At 51.6% G+C, this 17,471-nt stretch carries 12 protein-coding genes; 4 read left to right on the top strand and 8 right to left on the bottom strand.

Going from position 1 to position 17,471, the window contains the following annotated elements:
* Nucleotides 1–636: 636 nt before the first annotated feature.
* The 8 genes from pepT to leuS form a co-directional block, all read right to left on the bottom strand.
* Nucleotides 637–1,860 (bottom strand): peptidase T, encoded by a 1,224-nt coding sequence (gene pepT / locus BQ5453_RS04640; protein WP_071122326.1) that lies wholly within the window; start codon nucleotides 1,858–1,860, stop codon nucleotides 637–639.
* A gap of 9 nt (nucleotides 1,861–1,869) precedes the next feature.
* Nucleotides 1,870–3,213, bottom strand: coding sequence for a Trk system potassium transporter TrkA (gene trkA / locus BQ5453_RS04635; RefSeq protein ID WP_071122325.1), 1,344 nt, complete (start codon nucleotides 3,211–3,213; stop codon nucleotides 1,870–1,872).
* Between the two features lie 118 nt (nucleotides 3,214–3,331).
* Nucleotides 3,332–5,608, bottom strand: a complete 2,277-nt coding sequence (locus tag BQ5453_RS04630; protein WP_071122324.1) for a cation:proton antiporter — start codon at nucleotides 5,606–5,608, stop codon at nucleotides 3,332–3,334.
* A 193-nt stretch (nucleotides 5,609–5,801) separates the two neighbouring features.
* Nucleotides 5,802–8,243 carry a type IX secretion system anionic LPS delivery protein PorZ gene (gene porZ / locus BQ5453_RS04625; RefSeq protein ID WP_071122323.1) on the bottom strand — a complete coding sequence of 814 codons (2,442 nt, stop codon included), beginning with the start codon at nucleotides 8,241–8,243 and terminating at the stop codon, nucleotides 5,802–5,804.
* A 129-nt stretch (nucleotides 8,244–8,372) separates the two neighbouring features.
* A complete protein-coding gene (locus tag BQ5453_RS04620) occupies nucleotides 8,373–8,963 on the bottom strand; it encodes a non-canonical purine NTP diphosphatase (protein ID WP_071122418.1) in 591 nt (196 codons plus the stop codon).
* 203 nt (nucleotides 8,964–9,166) lie between these two features.
* Complete coding sequence (locus BQ5453_RS04615; protein WP_071122322.1) at nucleotides 9,167–9,418, bottom strand: hypothetical protein; 252 nt, start codon at nucleotides 9,416–9,418, stop codon at nucleotides 9,167–9,169.
* 6 nt (nucleotides 9,419–9,424) lie between these two features.
* On the bottom strand, nucleotides 9,425–10,381 hold the full coding sequence (locus BQ5453_RS04610; protein WP_071122321.1) for a YitT family protein: 957 nt from the start codon (nucleotides 10,379–10,381) through the stop codon (nucleotides 9,425–9,427).
* Nucleotides 10,382–10,625: 244 nt separating this feature from the next.
* The gene (gene leuS / locus BQ5453_RS04605) at nucleotides 10,626–13,466 is read right to left on the bottom strand and encodes a leucine--tRNA ligase (RefSeq protein ID WP_071122320.1); all 2,841 of its coding nucleotides are present in this window, start codon (nucleotides 13,464–13,466) and stop codon (nucleotides 10,626–10,628) included.
* 527 nt (nucleotides 13,467–13,993) lie between these two features.
* Between leuS and BQ5453_RS04600 the strand changes: the two genes are divergently transcribed.
* The 4 genes from BQ5453_RS04600 (at nucleotide 13,994) to BQ5453_RS04585 (ending at nucleotide 17,073) form a co-directional block, all read left to right on the top strand.
* Nucleotides 13,994–14,371, top strand: coding sequence for an ISAon1 family transposase N-terminal region protein (locus BQ5453_RS04600; protein ID WP_143033257.1), 378 nt, complete (start codon nucleotides 13,994–13,996; stop codon nucleotides 14,369–14,371).
* Nucleotides 14,372–14,405: 34 nt separating this feature from the next.
* Nucleotides 14,406–15,449 carry a transposase gene (locus BQ5453_RS04595; protein WP_074027632.1) on the top strand — a complete coding sequence of 348 codons (1,044 nt, stop codon included), beginning with the start codon at nucleotides 14,406–14,408 and terminating at the stop codon, nucleotides 15,447–15,449.
* Between the two features lie 168 nt (nucleotides 15,450–15,617).
* Entirely contained in the window at nucleotides 15,618–15,995 is a 378-nt protein-coding gene (locus tag BQ5453_RS04590) for an ISAon1 family transposase N-terminal region protein (protein ID WP_143033257.1), read from the top strand.
* A 34-nt stretch (nucleotides 15,996–16,029) separates the two neighbouring features.
* Complete coding sequence (locus BQ5453_RS04585; protein WP_074027632.1) at nucleotides 16,030–17,073, top strand: transposase; 1,044 nt, start codon at nucleotides 16,030–16,032, stop codon at nucleotides 17,071–17,073.
* Nucleotides 17,074–17,471: the final 398 nt, after the last annotated feature.

Here is a 17,471-nt window from a genome sequence, read left to right as displayed (position 1 = left end):
GAGCGATTTTTGGGTAAGAGCAACCGAAACGACTGCCTCCCGTTATTGTATCACCGCCCTTGCGCTGACATGGCGTCATGCTGCTGTGGCTGCAGAGCGGTGGTAGTGTTTACGTGTAGGCAAGTGCAGATAAGTGCAGGCGGAAAACGATGTTACCTACACTCTGTAACGAATTGATAATCAATGCAGTGCATGCAAAAAGTGTAGGGTGTAGGCAAATTGCATGATTAACGAAATATGGGTGTGATGTGGTGGAGCACTAAACGCTATCACTAAACGCAAGCATTAAACGCTATCACTAAACGCTACCACTAAACGCAAGCACTAATGGGGGCGACGCGTCCCGCGTCGGGCATTAAGGCAAAGGCTCACAGATAGGCGTGTAATTAGTGCTGTCTGTGAGCCTTTATTGGGTGTTTGAACATGACATTTTCCCGACGCGGGACGCGTCGCCCCCATTAGTGGTAGCGTTTCCTGTCAGATTTACAGGTTAAGACACAATTAGGGGCGGGCCTGTGAGATTACTCTCGACCAGCCCGCCCCTAATTACGTTTTAATAGTATTTATGTATTTGTGACGCTGGACGGATAGACGTGACAAAGGGACGTGCATCAATTCGTCAAGACCAGCACGTTACTACATTTGTGCCGTCAGTTCGACAATCTTCACCACCAGTTCTGACGCCTTCTGCATAGAGGGGATAGGCAAGAACTCGTGAGGCCCGTGGAAGTTGAGCCCGCCGGCAAAGATGTTGGGACAGGGCAAACCCATAAATGAGAGTTGTGCGCCATCGGTGCCACCACGAATGGCACGCACCCTTGAGGGTATGTGGCATGCTTTCATGGCGTCGAGCACAATGTTTACCACATGGGGCACGGGTTCAATTTTTTCGCGCATGTTGTAATATTGGTCGTTGATGGTGACAGTCACCGTGCCTTGGCCATAGCGCTCGTTGAGCCACTCGGCAGCCTTTTGCACAAAAGCTTTGCGCTGCTCGAAGCGCTGGCGGTCGTGGTCGCGTATGATGTAGCTGAGAGTGGCGTGCTCCACATTGCCCTCAATGCCAAGCAGGTGGTAAAAGCCCTCATACTCCACAGTCTGTTCGGGCGTTTCGGTCACGGGCATTTCGGCCGCAAATTCGGCGGCCACACGTGCGGCATTGATCATTTTGCCCTTGGCATAGCCCGGGTGTACGCTCACACCACGCACCTCAACCTTTGCGCTGGCAGCATTAAAGTTTTCGTATTCAAGTTCGCCCAGTTCGCCACCGTCCATGGTGTAGCCCCATGCGCAGTCGAACTTTTTCACATCAAACTTGTGGGCGCCAAGCCCAATTTCCTCGTCGGGGTTGAACCCCACGCGCACACGTCCGTGCTTGATTTCGGGGTGATTGATAAGGTAGTCCATGGCCTGTACAATCTCGGCTATGCCGGCCTTGTCGTCGGCACCGAGCAGGGTGTGGCCGTCGGTAACGATGATGTCCTGCCCTACATGGTCGAGCAATTCGGGAAATTTGGCGGGCGAGGTTACGATGCCGGCCTCGGCATCGAGCACAATGTCGTTGCCATCGTAGGCCTTGACAATGCGGGGCTTGATGTTAGCCCCCGAGCAATCGGGACTGGTGTCCATGTGCGAAATAAAGCCAATGGTGGGCACCTCCTTGTCGGTGTTGGCAGGCAGAGTGGCATACACATAACCATTCTCGTCCATCTCGACATCGGTCATGCCAATGCCCTTGAGTTCGTCGCGCAGATATTCAGCCAGTTTAAGTTGCTTGGCTGTGCTTGGCGTGGTGTCAGCGTCCTCGGCACTTTGGGTGTCGAAGCTGACGTAGTTCAGAAATCTTTCTACTATATCCATAGTGGTCTGTTATTTGAAGTATTTTTCGAGTTTCTTGATGCCACCGCTCAGGCAGAAGGCCACCACGGTGTCGCCGGGTTTGATGAGCGTTGAGCCATTGATAAGTTCGCCATGTCCGGCTCGCACCAGGCCGCCAAGGGTGACGCTCGACGGCAGTTCGAGGTCCTTGACCGGTTTGCGGGTGATTTTGGCCTCGGCCGACACACTGAACTCTGCCACATCGGCATTGGCCACGGTCAAACTCTTGACCGACGTGATGTCGGCTTTGAGCATCATTTGGTAGATGTGGCTGGCGGCAAAGGTCTTTTTGTTGATGATGGTACCAATGTCAAGGCTTTCGGCCATGCCTATATAGTCGGTGTTTTCGACCATGGCCACCGTTTTGCGCACACCGAGGCGTTTGGCAGCCAAGCAGGCCAGAATGTTGGTTTCGGAGTTCTCGGTCAGCGCGCAGAAGGCTTGTGCCTTGCGTATGCCTTCCTCCTCGAGCAAAGACAGGTCGCGTCCGTCGCCGTGTATGATCATGGCATGCCGGTTGGTCACCACCTCGTTGAGGCGTTGGGCACGGTGCGCATCAGCTTCAATTATTTTGGCGTGCATATAGTCGGGCATGGCGTTGGCCAGATGCACGGCTGTGCTGCCACCGCCCATGATGAACACGTTTGACACATCGGGGTACTCCTCCTTGCCGGCAATGTCGCGTATGTAGTTGACGTACTTCGGCGTGGTCATGAAGTAAACCACATCAAGTGCGCGCAAGCAGTCGCCGCCATGGGGTATGACGGTGTCGTCGCCACGTTTAACCGCCACAATGTGATAGGGCGATTCGGGGCCGCAAAGGTTTTTGAGCGGTTGGTCAAGTATCTGCGCATTGGAGCGCACCTTTACGCCGAGCAGAATGAGGGCACCGTCCTGCACTTCCCACCATTGGCGTATCCAGCTGCGCTTGATGTTGTGCAATATTTCCTGTCCAGCCAGCATTTCGGGGTAGATGATGGAGCCGATGCCCACCGTTTTGAAAAACTCGCGGTGCTGCGGTAGAGTGTACTCAAAGTTGTCCACTCGCGCCACCGTCTTTTTAGCACCAAGTTTTGAGGCCAGCATACAGGCAGTCATGTTATGTGCCTCATCGGGGGTGACGCCAATAAAGAGGTCGGCATTTCCCACCTCAGCCTCTTGCAGTGCCGATATGGACGATGGGGGAAGCGGCAGGGTGAGTATGTCGAGGTTGGACGAGATGTCCTCCAGCTTTTCGGGCGACTCGTCCATGAGTGTGATGTCGTGGTTTTCACGCGACAGGAGCTTGGCCAGGTGTGTGCCCACGGCGCCGGCTCCGGCTATGATTATTTTCATTGTTCCTTAAGTGGGTGTTCAAAATTATATTGTACAGTCAGTAGGTGTCATTATTACATTGAAAGCTCGCTCCCGAGGCGCAGATGTCTCCTTCAATGTATAAATAATTCAGAACCAGCTACTTAGAATTTTGTGCTGTCTTTGGCGGCATCATGTTGTGCAACAGAGTGTGCAGCGAGTCGTCCTCGCCCACAACCCAAATGGCATCGTGGCGCACAATGACGCGTTCGGCTGTGGCGGGTTCGATATTGCCATCGGCGTCTTCAAAACCTACTGCCATGCAGTGATACTCTGAGCGTATGCCGCTGTCGCGTAGCGCGGTACCTATGAGCGGACTGCCCTCGCGTACGAGCAGGCGGCGCAGCAATAATTTGCTTGCGGTTTGCGGCAGCACAGCCAGTTCGTGGTTCATGCGCTGCTGAAAAAGCTGCAAACTTTCGTCACTGCCAATGGCCTCGATGCGGTCGCCCGGAAATATCATGGTGTCGCCATCGGGCACATTGATGCGGTGGCTGCCACGCACAATGGCAGCTATCATCACCCCGTCGTGGTGGCTGAACCCAAGGTGGCGCAGGTGGCACCCGCCCCAAGCGGAGTCTTCGGGCACCTCGAGTTCGGCAATGTGAATGTTGCGGCTGTTAAGCCGGCCGGCATAACCGGGCTCGCCTGCCGTATTGGTTTGCGCCATCACCTCGCGCGAGCGCAAATTCTGCAAGAACACGCGCTCCATTTTGATGCTGACCCACTTGACGTGGCGTGAAACGATGATGAGCGCTACTATCAGCACCGAGGCGAGTGTGTTCCATACCCACCAGAAGGGTGACAGAAAGTTGATGACATAATATATGGCTGCCGTGGCCAGTGCATATCGCACACCAAATGTAACCCACAGCCCGACATGGTTCATGCGGCTGCGGCGGCGCAACTGTTTCCATTCGTCAGAATGATTTTTGCGCATGACGATGGCGCGCAAAAAGGGCGAAGCCACTAACACTGTGAGCAGGCCGCACGCCACATTGCCCGGCCAATGGCCTAATGCGCCGCGGCACAAGGGTAGCAACACAGTGAAGGATATGAGTATGACGGCTACACTGAGGGTAAGGTAGGCCCCCACCTGGCTGACCAGAGCCATGAGCAGGCGTTTCCACACACCATCGGTGGCTGCAACAGCAGATTGGCCCCCGGCATGTGTGCCGCGTTCCATCAAGCGGTGCATCACATTTTGCGGCACCACACGTTCAAGCAGACGGCATGCAGGCTGAGCGGCCCTTATCATGTAGGGGGTGAAGAAAGTTGTGATAATGCTGACAGCTACCACTACGGGGTAAAGGAAGTCGCTTGTCACGCCGAGCGATATGCCAAGCGAGGCTATAATAAAGGCGAACTCACCGATTTGTGCCAACGAGAAACCGCCTTGCACCGCGATGCGCAGGGGTTGGCCCGAAAGCAAGAAGCTGGTGGTGCCAAACACGGCCTGCCCCACAATGATGGCGATGCACAGCACCACTATGGGCAGCCAATAGGCGACCAGCACAGCGGGGTCGACCAACATGCCCACCGACACAAAGAATATGGCTCCAAAGAGGTCCTTGACGGGTGACACCACGCGCTCAATCTTTTCGGCCTCTACCGTCTCGGCCAAGATGCTTCCCATCATAAAGGCCCCGAAGGCCGAACTGTAACCGACCTTGCCGGCTATGACGACTAACAGAAAGCAGAGTCCGATGCTCACCACAAGGAGTGTCTCCTTGTTCAAGAACCGGTGGGTGCGGCGCAAAAATATGGGTATGATGTACACGCCCACCACGAACCATAGTATGAGGAAGAAGCCAAGTTTGAAAAGGCTGCCTACGAGTTCCATACCCTGAAACTGGCGCGACACGGCTAATGCGCTGAGCACTACCATGAGCAATATGCCGAGTATGTCCTCTAAGATGAGTACGGAGAGCACCTCGCCCGCAAACTTTTGCTGCCGCAGCCCGAGGTCGTCAAAGGCTTTGTAAATGATGGTGGTGCTGGACATGGCAAGCATGCCGCCAAGGAACAGACTGTTCATGCTGCCCCAGCCAAACAGGTGCCCTACCATGTTGCCCACACTCATCATGCAGAACATGACACTGCAAGCGGCTATGACGGGGCCGATGCCCATCTTGACTATTTTTTTGAACGAAAACTCGAGGCCGAGCGTAAACATCAAGAATATGACGCCTATGTCGGCCCATGTGTGTATGCTGCTCATATCGCTCACGCTGGGGGTATAAGGCATGTGTGGCCCTGCTAAAAAGCCAGCCACAATATAGCCTAACACCAATGGTTGCTTGAGACGCTTGAACACCAGCGTCACGAGGCTTGCCGAGATGAGTATGAGCGCAAGGTCGGATATAAACGATTCCATACGGGTTGACGAGTTTACAAGTTGAAAAGTTGACAAGTTTACGGGTTGACAAGTTCATAAGTTGACGGGTTTACGGGTAAGTATGCAGTACTCTACTTGTTATGTCAAAGTCAGACTGGTAAGGATCTTAAAAGCTTGACAAACTTACCCGTTAACCCGTCAACTTGTTAACCCGTCAACTTGTTTGCTAACATCACATCACCACCACCTTGGTGGCCACACTTGTTTTGCCATCGGCTGTAGCCACCATGATGTAGTACACACCGGGAGCTACGCGCTGGCCCGTGTTTTGTTGCGACAAGTCCCATTGCCATGAGCCGCCCACGCTGTTGCCACGGGCTACTAACTGTTGCGCACTGCTCAGCACTTTAACCTCAGCATTCTCTGTCAGGCCGGTGATGGTAAGGTCGCCGCTGTATTCAGGACGCACGGGGTTGGGATATGCTTTGATGTTGTTTTTGTGCAAAGAGGGCTGTGCCTCTGTCACGCCGGTGTCGTAGGCACAAAGTCCATCTTCGGTGGCAATGTACAGTTTGCCAGTTTTAGAGTCGAGGGCCATGTCGTTGACCACATTCGATATCAATGGCGAATCGTCCGCCGTGCAATGGCCAAGCACCTCGGTGCCGTCCTCGTTGACGAGGTAGATGCCAGCCCCCACGGTGCCAATCCACTTGCGGTTGCCGCCGTCCACCACGATGGCCGACACATTGGCGCCATTGAGCAGGTAGTCGGCATAGTTGGTGCCATCGTTGCGCGGCACTTTGGGCTGTACGGCATAGCAGCGGTTGTCTGAGAACCACGCATCGGGGTCATCTATCATATACACGCCCGTGGTGCAGCCAAACCAAATGCGGCCATTCTGGTCCTCGGCAATGGTTTTCACCTCGCGAATGTCGCAAGGCGCGTTGTCTTCGTTATACACTGTATGGCGGAAAGCCGAGCGGTCGTCGGACGTGCTGTTGATGGTGCCGCTAAAGTCGAAAGCCCCCAATCCACTGGTCTGCGAGCTGGTGGTCAGACGCACACTCACCCAGGCCCAGCCACGCGAGTCGAACAATATCTTTTCGGCACGTTTGTGTCCGTCCAGTGCCTCACATGGCACCGGTTGCCAGTCGCCGCCACGTGTCTGTACGGCCAACAGGGTGTGCGAACGGTTGTTGCACACCCAATAGTTGCCTTCGCTGTCGAAAGTGCCACCTCCCACAAGTACACGACCATTCTTGGTTGCCTCATTCGATGTGGCACTGGCCAACACGTCGTTGGTGGTACTGCAGTTATAGATGTTGGCAATTTTGCCGTCCTTGTAGTCGAGCACACCTGCGCCATAACTTACTGCGCGCACATGGGTGGCGTCAGCCGGGTCGACGTCAATATTTATCATCGACATATAATATGGTGCACGGTTGTGCACTTCCTTCAGCCTGGCTGTCACATTGTCCTCGTCCATGTCGCTCCATGTCTGCCCGTCATAATAACCCAAAAAGCCCTCGCAGCCCTCGGTGCCGAACAAGCCTCCCGACACATACAAACCGCCGTCCACCACTTTTAGGTCGTAACTTTCCTTGTGGCGCGGTCCGAAGTCGCCTACCTTGCCCGCAGCGGCAGGCAGTTCCACGGTACTTCCTTTTTCAGAGGCTGGCAGGTTGTAGGCATTCAGTCCGTCGTACTGTTCGGCAAAGTAGAGCGTGCCGCCAGCGGTGCGTGTGATGCTCGGCACCGTGCGCCCATTGGGGGTGGTTACATTGAGTACCACCTTGTCGGTAGCATAGTCGGTGTCGACAAGCACGGCCACATGCAACGGACTGATAAACTGCACATATTTGCCATTGGCCGAACCGGCCAATACATGCTCGATACTTGATATTTTGGTACAGCTCGGTGTGCCGTCGGCAGCCTCCTGCATCAAATATATGCCGCCGGTTTCCATGATATACACACCGGCCTGACTGCCCACAAAGCCGCCCACCACGTGTTCGGTAAGCACGGGTTTCCATTGGTTGGGGTCGTCGTAGTTGTAGGGGTTGCCAGCCGTCATGCTACCGCATACCACCTGGTTGCTCCTGGCGGCATACACCCGTCCGTTTACCACTATGGCGTCGATCACATCGGAGCCTATCTGGTAATAGCCCTGTATGGTACGGTCTTTCAAGTTGACCACAATCACGCCCTTGTTGGCCACAATGCAAGCCCAGTCGCCATACACATTCATGCGGCTTGTTGTCACCTGGTCGTCAATGTAGTTCTTTATCTGCGGTATGTTGAACACACTGAAACGCCCCGTCGCCCCATCGCCCTTGTCGGGATAGATGAGGTCGACGCTGTTGTCGTCGTACAAGGCCACAATACACTTTTGGCTGTCGGACCACCCTATGCTGCTAATGCCCTTGCGCACCAGGCCGCACGACAGTTTGTCTATTTCGTAACTGCTCTGCGTTTCGGCATCGTAAGCCAGCAAATTGCCGTTGAACAGGGTGTACACCACATTGCCCACAGCAAGGGTTTGGGTGGCATTGTGGTACGACAGATAGTAACTCCAGCGCGATGCCGACTGCAAGTCGTTGCTTGCCGCAACGGGCATGGCTGCCGGTGCGGCTGACAACATGGCTGCCAATAATATGAGACGTGATATTTTCATATAACTTAATAGTCTGTATTGCAAAAAAAGTCAGAGAGAAAGCCCGAGAGAAAACCACACCAAGCGCTCTCAGTCCATCAGACTGAAACACAGGGTGCTTGTCGCTCTCCTCAACTTTCTCTCTGCTATTTAACGATTCAAAAAGTCAACAAGTTTGGCCACGGCGCGCGCACGGTGTGATATGCGGTTTTTCACCTCCACGCCCAGTTCGGCAAAGGTTTTACCCATGCCCTCTGGCATGAACACGGGGTCGTAGCCAAAACCTTCGGTACCGCGCTTTTCGGTAGCTATTTCGCCACGTACCACGCCCTCGAACACGTGCTCCTCGCCATTCTGTATCAAAGCTATGGCTGTGCGGAACTGTGCCGTGCGGTCGTCGGCATTTGACAAGGCTGCCAGCAGTTTGGCAGTGTTAGCCTCGGGGTCGTGGCGGTCGGGATAGGCATAACGTGCCGTGTGCACACCTGGTGCACCGCCCAGAGCCGTCACTTCCAGCCCAGTGTCATCGGCAAAGCAGTCGTAGCCATAACGTTCCTTCACCCAACGCGCCTTGATAAGGGCATTGCCCTCAAGCGTGTCGGCTGTTTCGGGTATGTCGTCGTGGCAGTTGATGTCTGCCAGCGACAGTATGTTGAGCTTGTCGCCAAAGATGGCACGTATCTCAGACAATTTATGCGCATTGTTGGTGGCAAACACCAACGAGGCTGTTTGTTGTTGCATGATGTGCGATATTACGATATTAAGCAGACAGCCATACATGATGCTGCCTCGTTCTTATTTTGTCTACTTTCAAGGCATAGCCAAACTGTCAACCTGTCGGCATTAGAGCTCTTTCAGCCATTTTTTGCCACTCCGCGTATTAAGCCACAGGGTGAAGATGGCCAAGGCTACTAACGTGACAGCGAAAGATATAATCAAACCGTTCATTTGTGCTTTATGATTTTATTTCCTAAATAGATGAACCAAAATGTTAGAATGACGCCCAACACCGAAGCAGCATACTGCTTTAACGATGCACCTTCTGCACCAAACAACACCATCATATTTCCAACCACCATGACGGCAAAACTGGTCTTGCCCAAATCGTGAAGGGTTTTACCCAGAACTTCTCGCGCAGTACTCTCACGTTCCTCCCTTTTCTGTTGTTCTCTCTGGTTGTTTGCAAAATTTCCCATGCTCCCTTATTCCTTATCGCCCTGAGGTTTGGCCTTTACCTTGATGCGGTCAAAGCCCTCGCCAAATACGCCGATTACCTTCGACTGCGAAACAAAGGCATTGGGGTCTATGCTCTGAATGATGCGGAAAATATTTGTACTCTCACGTTTTTTGGCCAATACTACAAGCACTTTGCGCTCTTCCTTGGTATACCAGCCCTGACCGTCGAGCACCGTCACACCGCGGTGTGTGGCACTAATGGCCGCTGCAATGTCGTCGTATTTACGCGAGAATATTAAGAACTGAACCGACTGGCGGCCCCGGTCAACCACATAGTCGAGCATGAGGTTGACAATGATGAGCGTGCAGTAGCCGTAGAGCAACTTGTCCACATCGCCATCGGGCAGGAAGAAAGCAGTGGTGATGATAATGATGTCGCAAAGCATCATCATCTGTCCCAGCGTCACGTCCTTGTACTTGTTGATAATAGAGGCTATGATGTCGGTGCCGCCGGTTGAGCCGTTGTGCAGGAATACAAAACCTATGCCCACGCCCTCAATGGCTGCACCCAATATGCACGACATGAAGGCATTGCCTTGCACTACCTGTGGCAGATGGCTGCGCGGGTTGATGTCGGGAAACATGTCGGGGTGCGTCTGACCAAGATGAATCATGATTTCTTGCACAATGCCCAACAAGAAGGTGAGCATGAACACAGCGTAGATGGTTTTAAGGCAAAAACGCCAACCCAACACCTTGACGGCCACGCACAACAACAGGATATTGACAGCAAAAAAGGTGTATTGCACGGGGAACTCCGTGGCATAGAATATCACTGCTGCCGCACCGGCCAAACCACCTGTGGTAATTTCGTAAGGCAGTTGGAAACAAGTGAACCCCATGGCATACATTATCAAGCCAATGGTGATGATTACGTAGTCGCGAATGTCCTGCGCAATCGTCGTTTTGAATTTGGTAACCAATGTTGTAAAAGGTATTTTAAGTAGGTGTTCAAAATTAGTTGATATGAATTGGTGCAGTATTTCGTTCAGAAACATAGGTTGAAGAGGGAGCGTAGCGGGCTACGTGACCGATGAAACCTATGTTTATGGGCGAAAGAGTGCGCCAAGGCATATCGACTAATTCTGAACATGATTATATAAACTAATTTTGAATACCTACTTATCATGCGCCGGCAGCATGCCGCCGGCGCATGAGTTGAGGGTGTTACTTCACTACAATGTTTACAATGCGACCGGGCACCACAATCACCTTCACCACTTGTTTGCCTTCGAGGTGCTTTTGAGCCTGCTCTGATGTCAGGGCTGCCTCTTGAATGGCCTCTTTGGTGGCGTCGGCAGGGAAGTCGAGCGTGAAGCGTGTCTTGCCATTGAATGAGATAGAGAGGGTTTGAGTGTCCTCCTTCAAATACTGCTCGTCATACTTGGGCCACTCGGCATCGCACACCGTGGTGGTGTGGCCAAGGGTGTGCCACAGTTCCTCAGCAATGTGGGGGGCAAACGGGGCAAGGAGTGCCACCACCTGCTCGAGCACGGCACGGCTGGTGCACTTTTGCTGGGCCAGTTCGCCCACGGCTATCATAAAGGCGGGGATAGACGTGTTGTATGAGAACACCTCAATGTCCTCGCTCACCTTTTTGATGAGTTTGTGCAGTGTTTTCAGATTCTCCTTGGTAGGTTCGGCATCGGTCACCGCCCATTCGCCATTCTTGGGATAGAAGAGGTTCCAAGTCTTGCGCAAGAAACGGAAACAGCCGTCAATGCCGTTTGAGTCCCAAGGCTTGCTTTGGTTGATGGGGCCAAGGAACATTTCGTAAAGACGCAGGGTGTCGGCACCATACTTCTCTACAATCATGTCGGGGTTGACCACATTGTACATCGACTTCGACATCTTTTCAATAGCCCAACCGCACACATATTTGCCATCTTCGAGCACAAACTCTGCTGTGGCATATTCGGGACGCCACTGCTTGAAGGCTTCCACATCGAGCACATCGTTGTGCACAATGTTCACGTCCACGTGTATTGGCGTGGTGTCGTACTGGTCCTTCAGTCCAAGGCTTACAAAGGTGTTGGTGTCCTTTATGCGGTACACAAAGTTGGAGCGGCCCTGTATCATGCCCTGGTTAACAAGCTTTTGGAATGGCTCGTCCTTGCACGACACACCAAGGTCGAAGAGGAACTTGTCCCAGAAACGGCTGTAAATCAAGTGTCCCGTAGCGTGTTCCGAACCACCGATATACAGGTCCACATTCTGCCAATATTCATCAGCCTGCTTGCCCACGAGTGCCGTATCGTTGGCGGGGTCCATATAGCGCAGGTAGTAAGCCGACGAACCGGCAAAGCCTGGCATGGTAGAGAGTTCGAGGGGGAACACCGTCTTATTGTCAATGCGGCTGTTGTCGGTCACACAGTTGGCCTCAGTGTCCCAAGCCCAACGGGTGGCGTTGCCAAGGGGCGGTTCACCAGTTTCGGTAGGTAAGAATTTGGTTACCTCGGGCAATTCGAGCGGCAGACACGCCTCGGGCACCATCTGCGGCATACCATCCTTATAATATACGGGGAATGGTTCGCCCCAATAGCGCTGACGCGAGAAGATGGCGTCGCGCAAACGGAAGTTCACCTTAACGCGACCCAAGTTATTTTCGGTTACAAACTTCTTAGTGGCAGCAATAGCCTCCTTCACGCTCAAACCATTGAGTGTGAAGCCATTAAGCGTTTGCTTGCCATCGGCAGGCGAGTTCATCACGGTGCCTTCCTTGGCGTCAAAGCTCTCTTCGCTCACATCGGCACCCTCAATAAGCGGTACGATGGGCAAATCAAAGTGGCGTGCAAAGGCATAGTCGCGCGAGTCATGGGCAGGCACGGCCATAATGGCACCTGTGCCATAGCCAGCCAGCACATAGTCGCTCACCCACACAGGTATTTCGTCGCCCGTAAAGGGGTTGATGGCATAAGCGCCCGTAAACACACCCGTCACACGGCGGTCGGCAATGCGCTCACGCTCTGTACGCTTTTTGGTAGCATCAAGATAGGCATTCACCTCAGCCTTTTGCGCTTCGGTGGTGAGTTGCTGCACGAGTTCGCTCTCAGGAGCCAGCACCATGAAGGTTACGCCAAAAATAGTGTCGGCACGTGTGGTAAAGATCGTGAACTTCACATCGCTGTCCTTCACCGAGAATTGCATTTCGGTACCCTCGCTACGACCAATCCAGTTGCGTTGTGTCTCCTTGAGCGAGTCTGTCCAGTCTATTTTATCAAGGCCATCGAGCAGGCGCTGTGCGTATGCCGACACACGCAGGCACCACTGCTTCATTTTCTTCTGCACCACAGGGTAGCCGCCGCGTTCGCTCACGCCGTCCACCACCTCGTCGTTGGCCAGCACGGTGCCGAGTTTCGGACACCAGTTCACCATTGTTTCGCCGAGATAAGCAATGCGGTAGTTCATCAGCACCTGTTGCTTCTCCACCTCGCTCATCTGCTTCCATTCGTCGGCAGTAAAGTGCAGTTCCTCGCTCTGTGCCAGGTGTGCGGTGCAGGCGCTGCCCTCAGTTTCAAACTTCTTGATAAGTTTGCTTATAGGCTGTGCCTTTTCGCACTTTTTGCAGTAGAAGTGGTTAAACATCTGCTCAAAGGCCCACTGTGTCCAGTGGTAGTATTTAGGGTCACAGGTACGCACCTCGCGGTCCCAGTCAAACGAGAAACCTATTTTGTCCAGCTGTTCGCGATAGCGTTTGATGTTTGTCTCGGTTGTTACAGCCGGGTGTTGTCCTGTTTGAATGGCATATTGTTCAGCAGGCAGACCATAGGCATCATACCCCATGGGGTTAAGCACATTGTAGCCACATTGGCGCTTATAGCGTGCATAAATGTCTGATGCGATGTAACCCAGAGGGTGACCTACGTGAAGGCCGGCGCCTGAAGGATAGGGAAACATATTGAGCACATAAAACTTATTTTTTTGCTCATCTATCTCCACATGATATGTCTTTTCAGCGGCCCAAGTCTTCTGCCACTTCTGTTCAATGTCTCTGAAATTATATTCCATCTTTATTCTTTGTAGTATTATTGATGCAAAGTTAGTGCAAGGTGAGCGAAGTGCAAAATGAAAGTTTCAAAACTTTCATTTTCAATTCCGAACCGCAGCCTAACTTGACGAATGAAGAGTTAGTGCAAACCGAATGCAGAACAAAGTGAAAAACATGATTTTTTCACTTTGCTCTGCTGAGGTGCAGCCTAACTTGAGCAAAGCAAAAGTTAGTGCAAGGTGAGCGAAGTGCAAAATGAAAGTTTCAAAACTTTCATTTTCAATTCCGAACCGCAGCCTAACTTGACGGAAGAAAAGTTAGTGCAAACCGAATGCAGAACAAAGTGAAAAACATGATTTTTTCACTTTGCTCTGCTGAGGTGCAATGTGATGGCGCAGAAAAGTAATGAAGTTAGGATATAGTGGGCGCACCCGACAAACCCTGTGGAGGGCTGTGCAGATGCTAACCCAAAAACTGAGTTGCCAAACGATACATGATTGCCCAAAAGTAGTACCTTTGCACTATGAATCAGAATGGCAATAAAAATATGTATGAGGGCCTCGCCTCATATTTCCTCCCCGAAGGAGTTCTTAAATATTTCGAGGTGACAGACTTTGCAACACAGCGTACTCTGGACAAGGATGTTCTTTACACAACAGAGCTTCACATCTATCTGGATGAGCGCGACAATCGCACACCAGACATGAAGGATTCCGTGAGCAATGGTTTTGGGGAAGAATCATGTTTACTTGACTATCCAGCCCGAGACAAGAAGGCGGTACTTCACATACGAAGAAGGCGTTGGACAATGCCGGATGGCACAACAAGAAGTGTTGACCTTGACAAGGAGTTTGAACTGAAGCATAAGGGCACTCGATACGCGAAGGACTTCGCGCTTTTTTTAAAGAGGGCGAATGGACTCTGAGACGATAACCGCTCGTCAGATTGGTTATACGTACATGATTAACAGCTCCACGTTTGCCAAAAGATACAAGGACGCCCTGAGTAACTTCGAGACGTGGGAGCAGAAGGATCACGCATCCAAGTGGATTCTTATTCCGCAAAACGTAGGTAAGGAGCAAGGCATAGACGAGACCTCCCTCCAGGGCGAACTGTACACTATCGTTCACAACAAGGATGCCCATGGTCGCAAGGGTGCAATCATAGCAGTAGTCAAGGGAACGAATCCTGCTGACGTACTGAAGGTTCTCATGCAACTACCTGCAGATAAGCGTGAAATGGTTGAGAATATCACGATGGATCTCTCAGATTGCATGCGTGTCATAGCCCGAGAGGCATTCCCTAAAGCCACAGTCATACGTGACTGCTTCCATGTCGTAAAACGCGGTGGAGAGGGCTGCGAAGAGATACGCCTGCGCCTGAAACGAAAAGCCGTAAAGGAGGCGAACAGACAGAAGGCAGAGTTTCGCAAATACCTCGAAAATCTGGCAGCGCAGAGAAAGGCTTACCGCGAGCGAATGAGGAAAAGGCATGGGAAGAACTGGAAGAAGAGCAAGCGCGGAAGAAAGCCTATGAGGCTGAACACTCGCTTTGAACCCAAAAGGCTTGAAAATGGCGAGACTCTTGTAGAGGCACAGACACGATGTCGCAAGCAATTGTCCATGAGCCGAGAGAAGTGGAGCGCAACGCAGAAAAAGCGTGCGAAGATACTTTTCGCACTCTACCCAAAACTTGAAGAAGCATACAATCTGATCAACTCCCTTAGAGCCATATTCAGAAACAAGAAACTCACAAAGGAGACTGCCAAACAGAATTTCAAGGGGTGGTATGAGAAAGTGGCTTCCTGCACTCTGCGTGAAATCAAGTCCGTACGCGATACCATCAGATTCTATGAGGATGAAATCCTGAACTACTTTGACGGACGTAAGACTAACGCTTCAGCTGAATCGTTGAACTCAAAGATCAAATGCTTTCGTGCACAAGTAAAAGGAGTCATAGACATACCATTCTTCATGTATCGTTTAGCAACAGTTTTGGGTTAGCATCTGCACGGCCTACTCCACAGGGTTTGTCGGGTGCGCCNNNTGGGCGCACCCGACAAACCCTGTGGAGGGCTGTGCAGATGCTAACCCAAAAACTGAGTTGCCAAACGATACATGATTGCCCAAAAGTAGTACCTTTGCACTATGAATCAGAATGGCAATAAAAATATGTATGAGGGCCTCGCCTCATATTTCCTCCCCGAAGGAGTTCTTAAATATTTCGAGGTGACAGACTTTGCAACACAGCGTACTCTGGACAAGGATGTTCTTTACACAACAGAGCTTCACATCTATCTGGATGAGCGCGACAATCGCACACCAGACATGAAGGATTCCGTGAGCAATGGTTTTGGGGAAGAATCATGTTTACTTGACTATCCAGCCCGAGACAAGAAGGCGGTACTTCACATACGAAGAAGGCGTTGGACAATGCCGGATGGCACAACAAGAAGTGTTGACCTTGACAAGGAGTTTGAACTGAAGCATAAGGGCACTCGATACGCGAAGGACTTCGCGCTTTTTTTAAAGAGGGCGAATGGACTCTGAGACGATAACCGCTCGTCAGATTGGTTATACGTACATGATTAACAGCTCCACGTTTGCCAAAAGATACAAGGACGCCCTGAGTAACTTCGAGACGTGGGAGCAGAAGGATCACGCATCCAAGTGGATTCTTATTCCGCAAAACGTAGGTAAGGAGCAAGGCATAGACGAGACCTCCCTCCAGGGCGAACTGTACACTATCGTTCACAACAAGGATGCCCATGGTCGCAAGGGTGCAATCATAGCAGTAGTCAAGGGAACGAATCCTGCTGACGTACTGAAGGTTCTCATGCAACTACCTGCAGATAAGCGTGAAATGGTTGAGAATATCACGATGGATCTCTCAGATTGCATGCGTGTCATAGCCCGAGAGGCATTCCCTAAAGCCACAGTCATACGTGACTGCTTCCATGTCGTAAAACGCGGTGGAGAGGGCTGCGAAGAGATACGCCTGCGCCTGAAACGAAAAGCCGTAAAGGAGGCGAACAGACAGAAGGCAGAGTTTCGCAAATACCTCGAAAATCTGGCAGCGCAGAGAAAGGCTTACCGCGAGCGAATGAGGAAAAGGCATGGGAAGAACTGGAAGAAGAGCAAGCGCGGAAGAAAGCCTATGAGGCTGAACACTCGCTTTGAACCCAAAAGGCTTGAAAATGGCGAGACTCTTGTAGAGGCACAGACACGATGTCGCAAGCAATTGTCCATGAGCCGAGAGAAGTGGAGCGCAACGCAGAAAAAGCGTGCGAAGATACTTTTCGCACTCTACCCAAAACTTGAAGAAGCATACAATCTGATCAACTCCCTTAGAGCCATATTCAGAAACAAGAAACTCACAAAGGAGACTGCCAAACAGAATTTCAAGGGGTGGTATGAGAAAGTGGCTTCCTGCACTCTGCGTGAAATCAAGTCCGTACGCGATACCATCAGATTCTATGAGGATGAAATCCTGAACTACTTTGACGGACGTAAGACTAACGCTTCAGCTGAATCGTTGAACTCAAAGATCAAATGCTTTCGTGCACAAGTAAAAGGAGTCATAGACATACCATTCTTCATGTATCGTTTAGCAACAGTTTTGGGTTAGCATCTGCACGGCCTACTCCACAGGGTTTGTCGGGTGCGCCATATAGTGCCGTTTCTTTGTTTGTAAGTTATGAAATCTGCCGCTAACGCGGAGGACATAAGAACAAAAGAACATAAGAACAGAAGTGTTTCAAGACATACGGGCATGGACTTGCGTCCATGTGCCCTCAAGAACAGAAGGGCTACGCCTTAGCGTTTAATGCAATTGTTTTCTTGTTTATGACGCTTAAGGTTGTAACGGCGTAGCCCTTCTGTTCTTGAGGGCACATGGACGCAAGTCCATGCCCGTATGTCTTGAAGCACTTATGTTCTTATGTTCTTTTGTTCTTATGTTCTCCGCGTTAGCGGCTCGCTACGGCGTCAGCCCTTATGTTTTACCAGAAAGCAATATATTACTAT

Source organism: Prevotellamassilia timonensis, from assembly GCF_900106785.1.
In the GTDB taxonomy this organism is placed as follows: domain Bacteria; phylum Bacteroidota; class Bacteroidia; order Bacteroidales; family Bacteroidaceae; genus Alloprevotella; species Alloprevotella timonensis.
The sequence above is the reverse complement of the archived record's forward strand: the minus strand, read 5'-3'. Positions and strand labels throughout refer to the sequence as shown.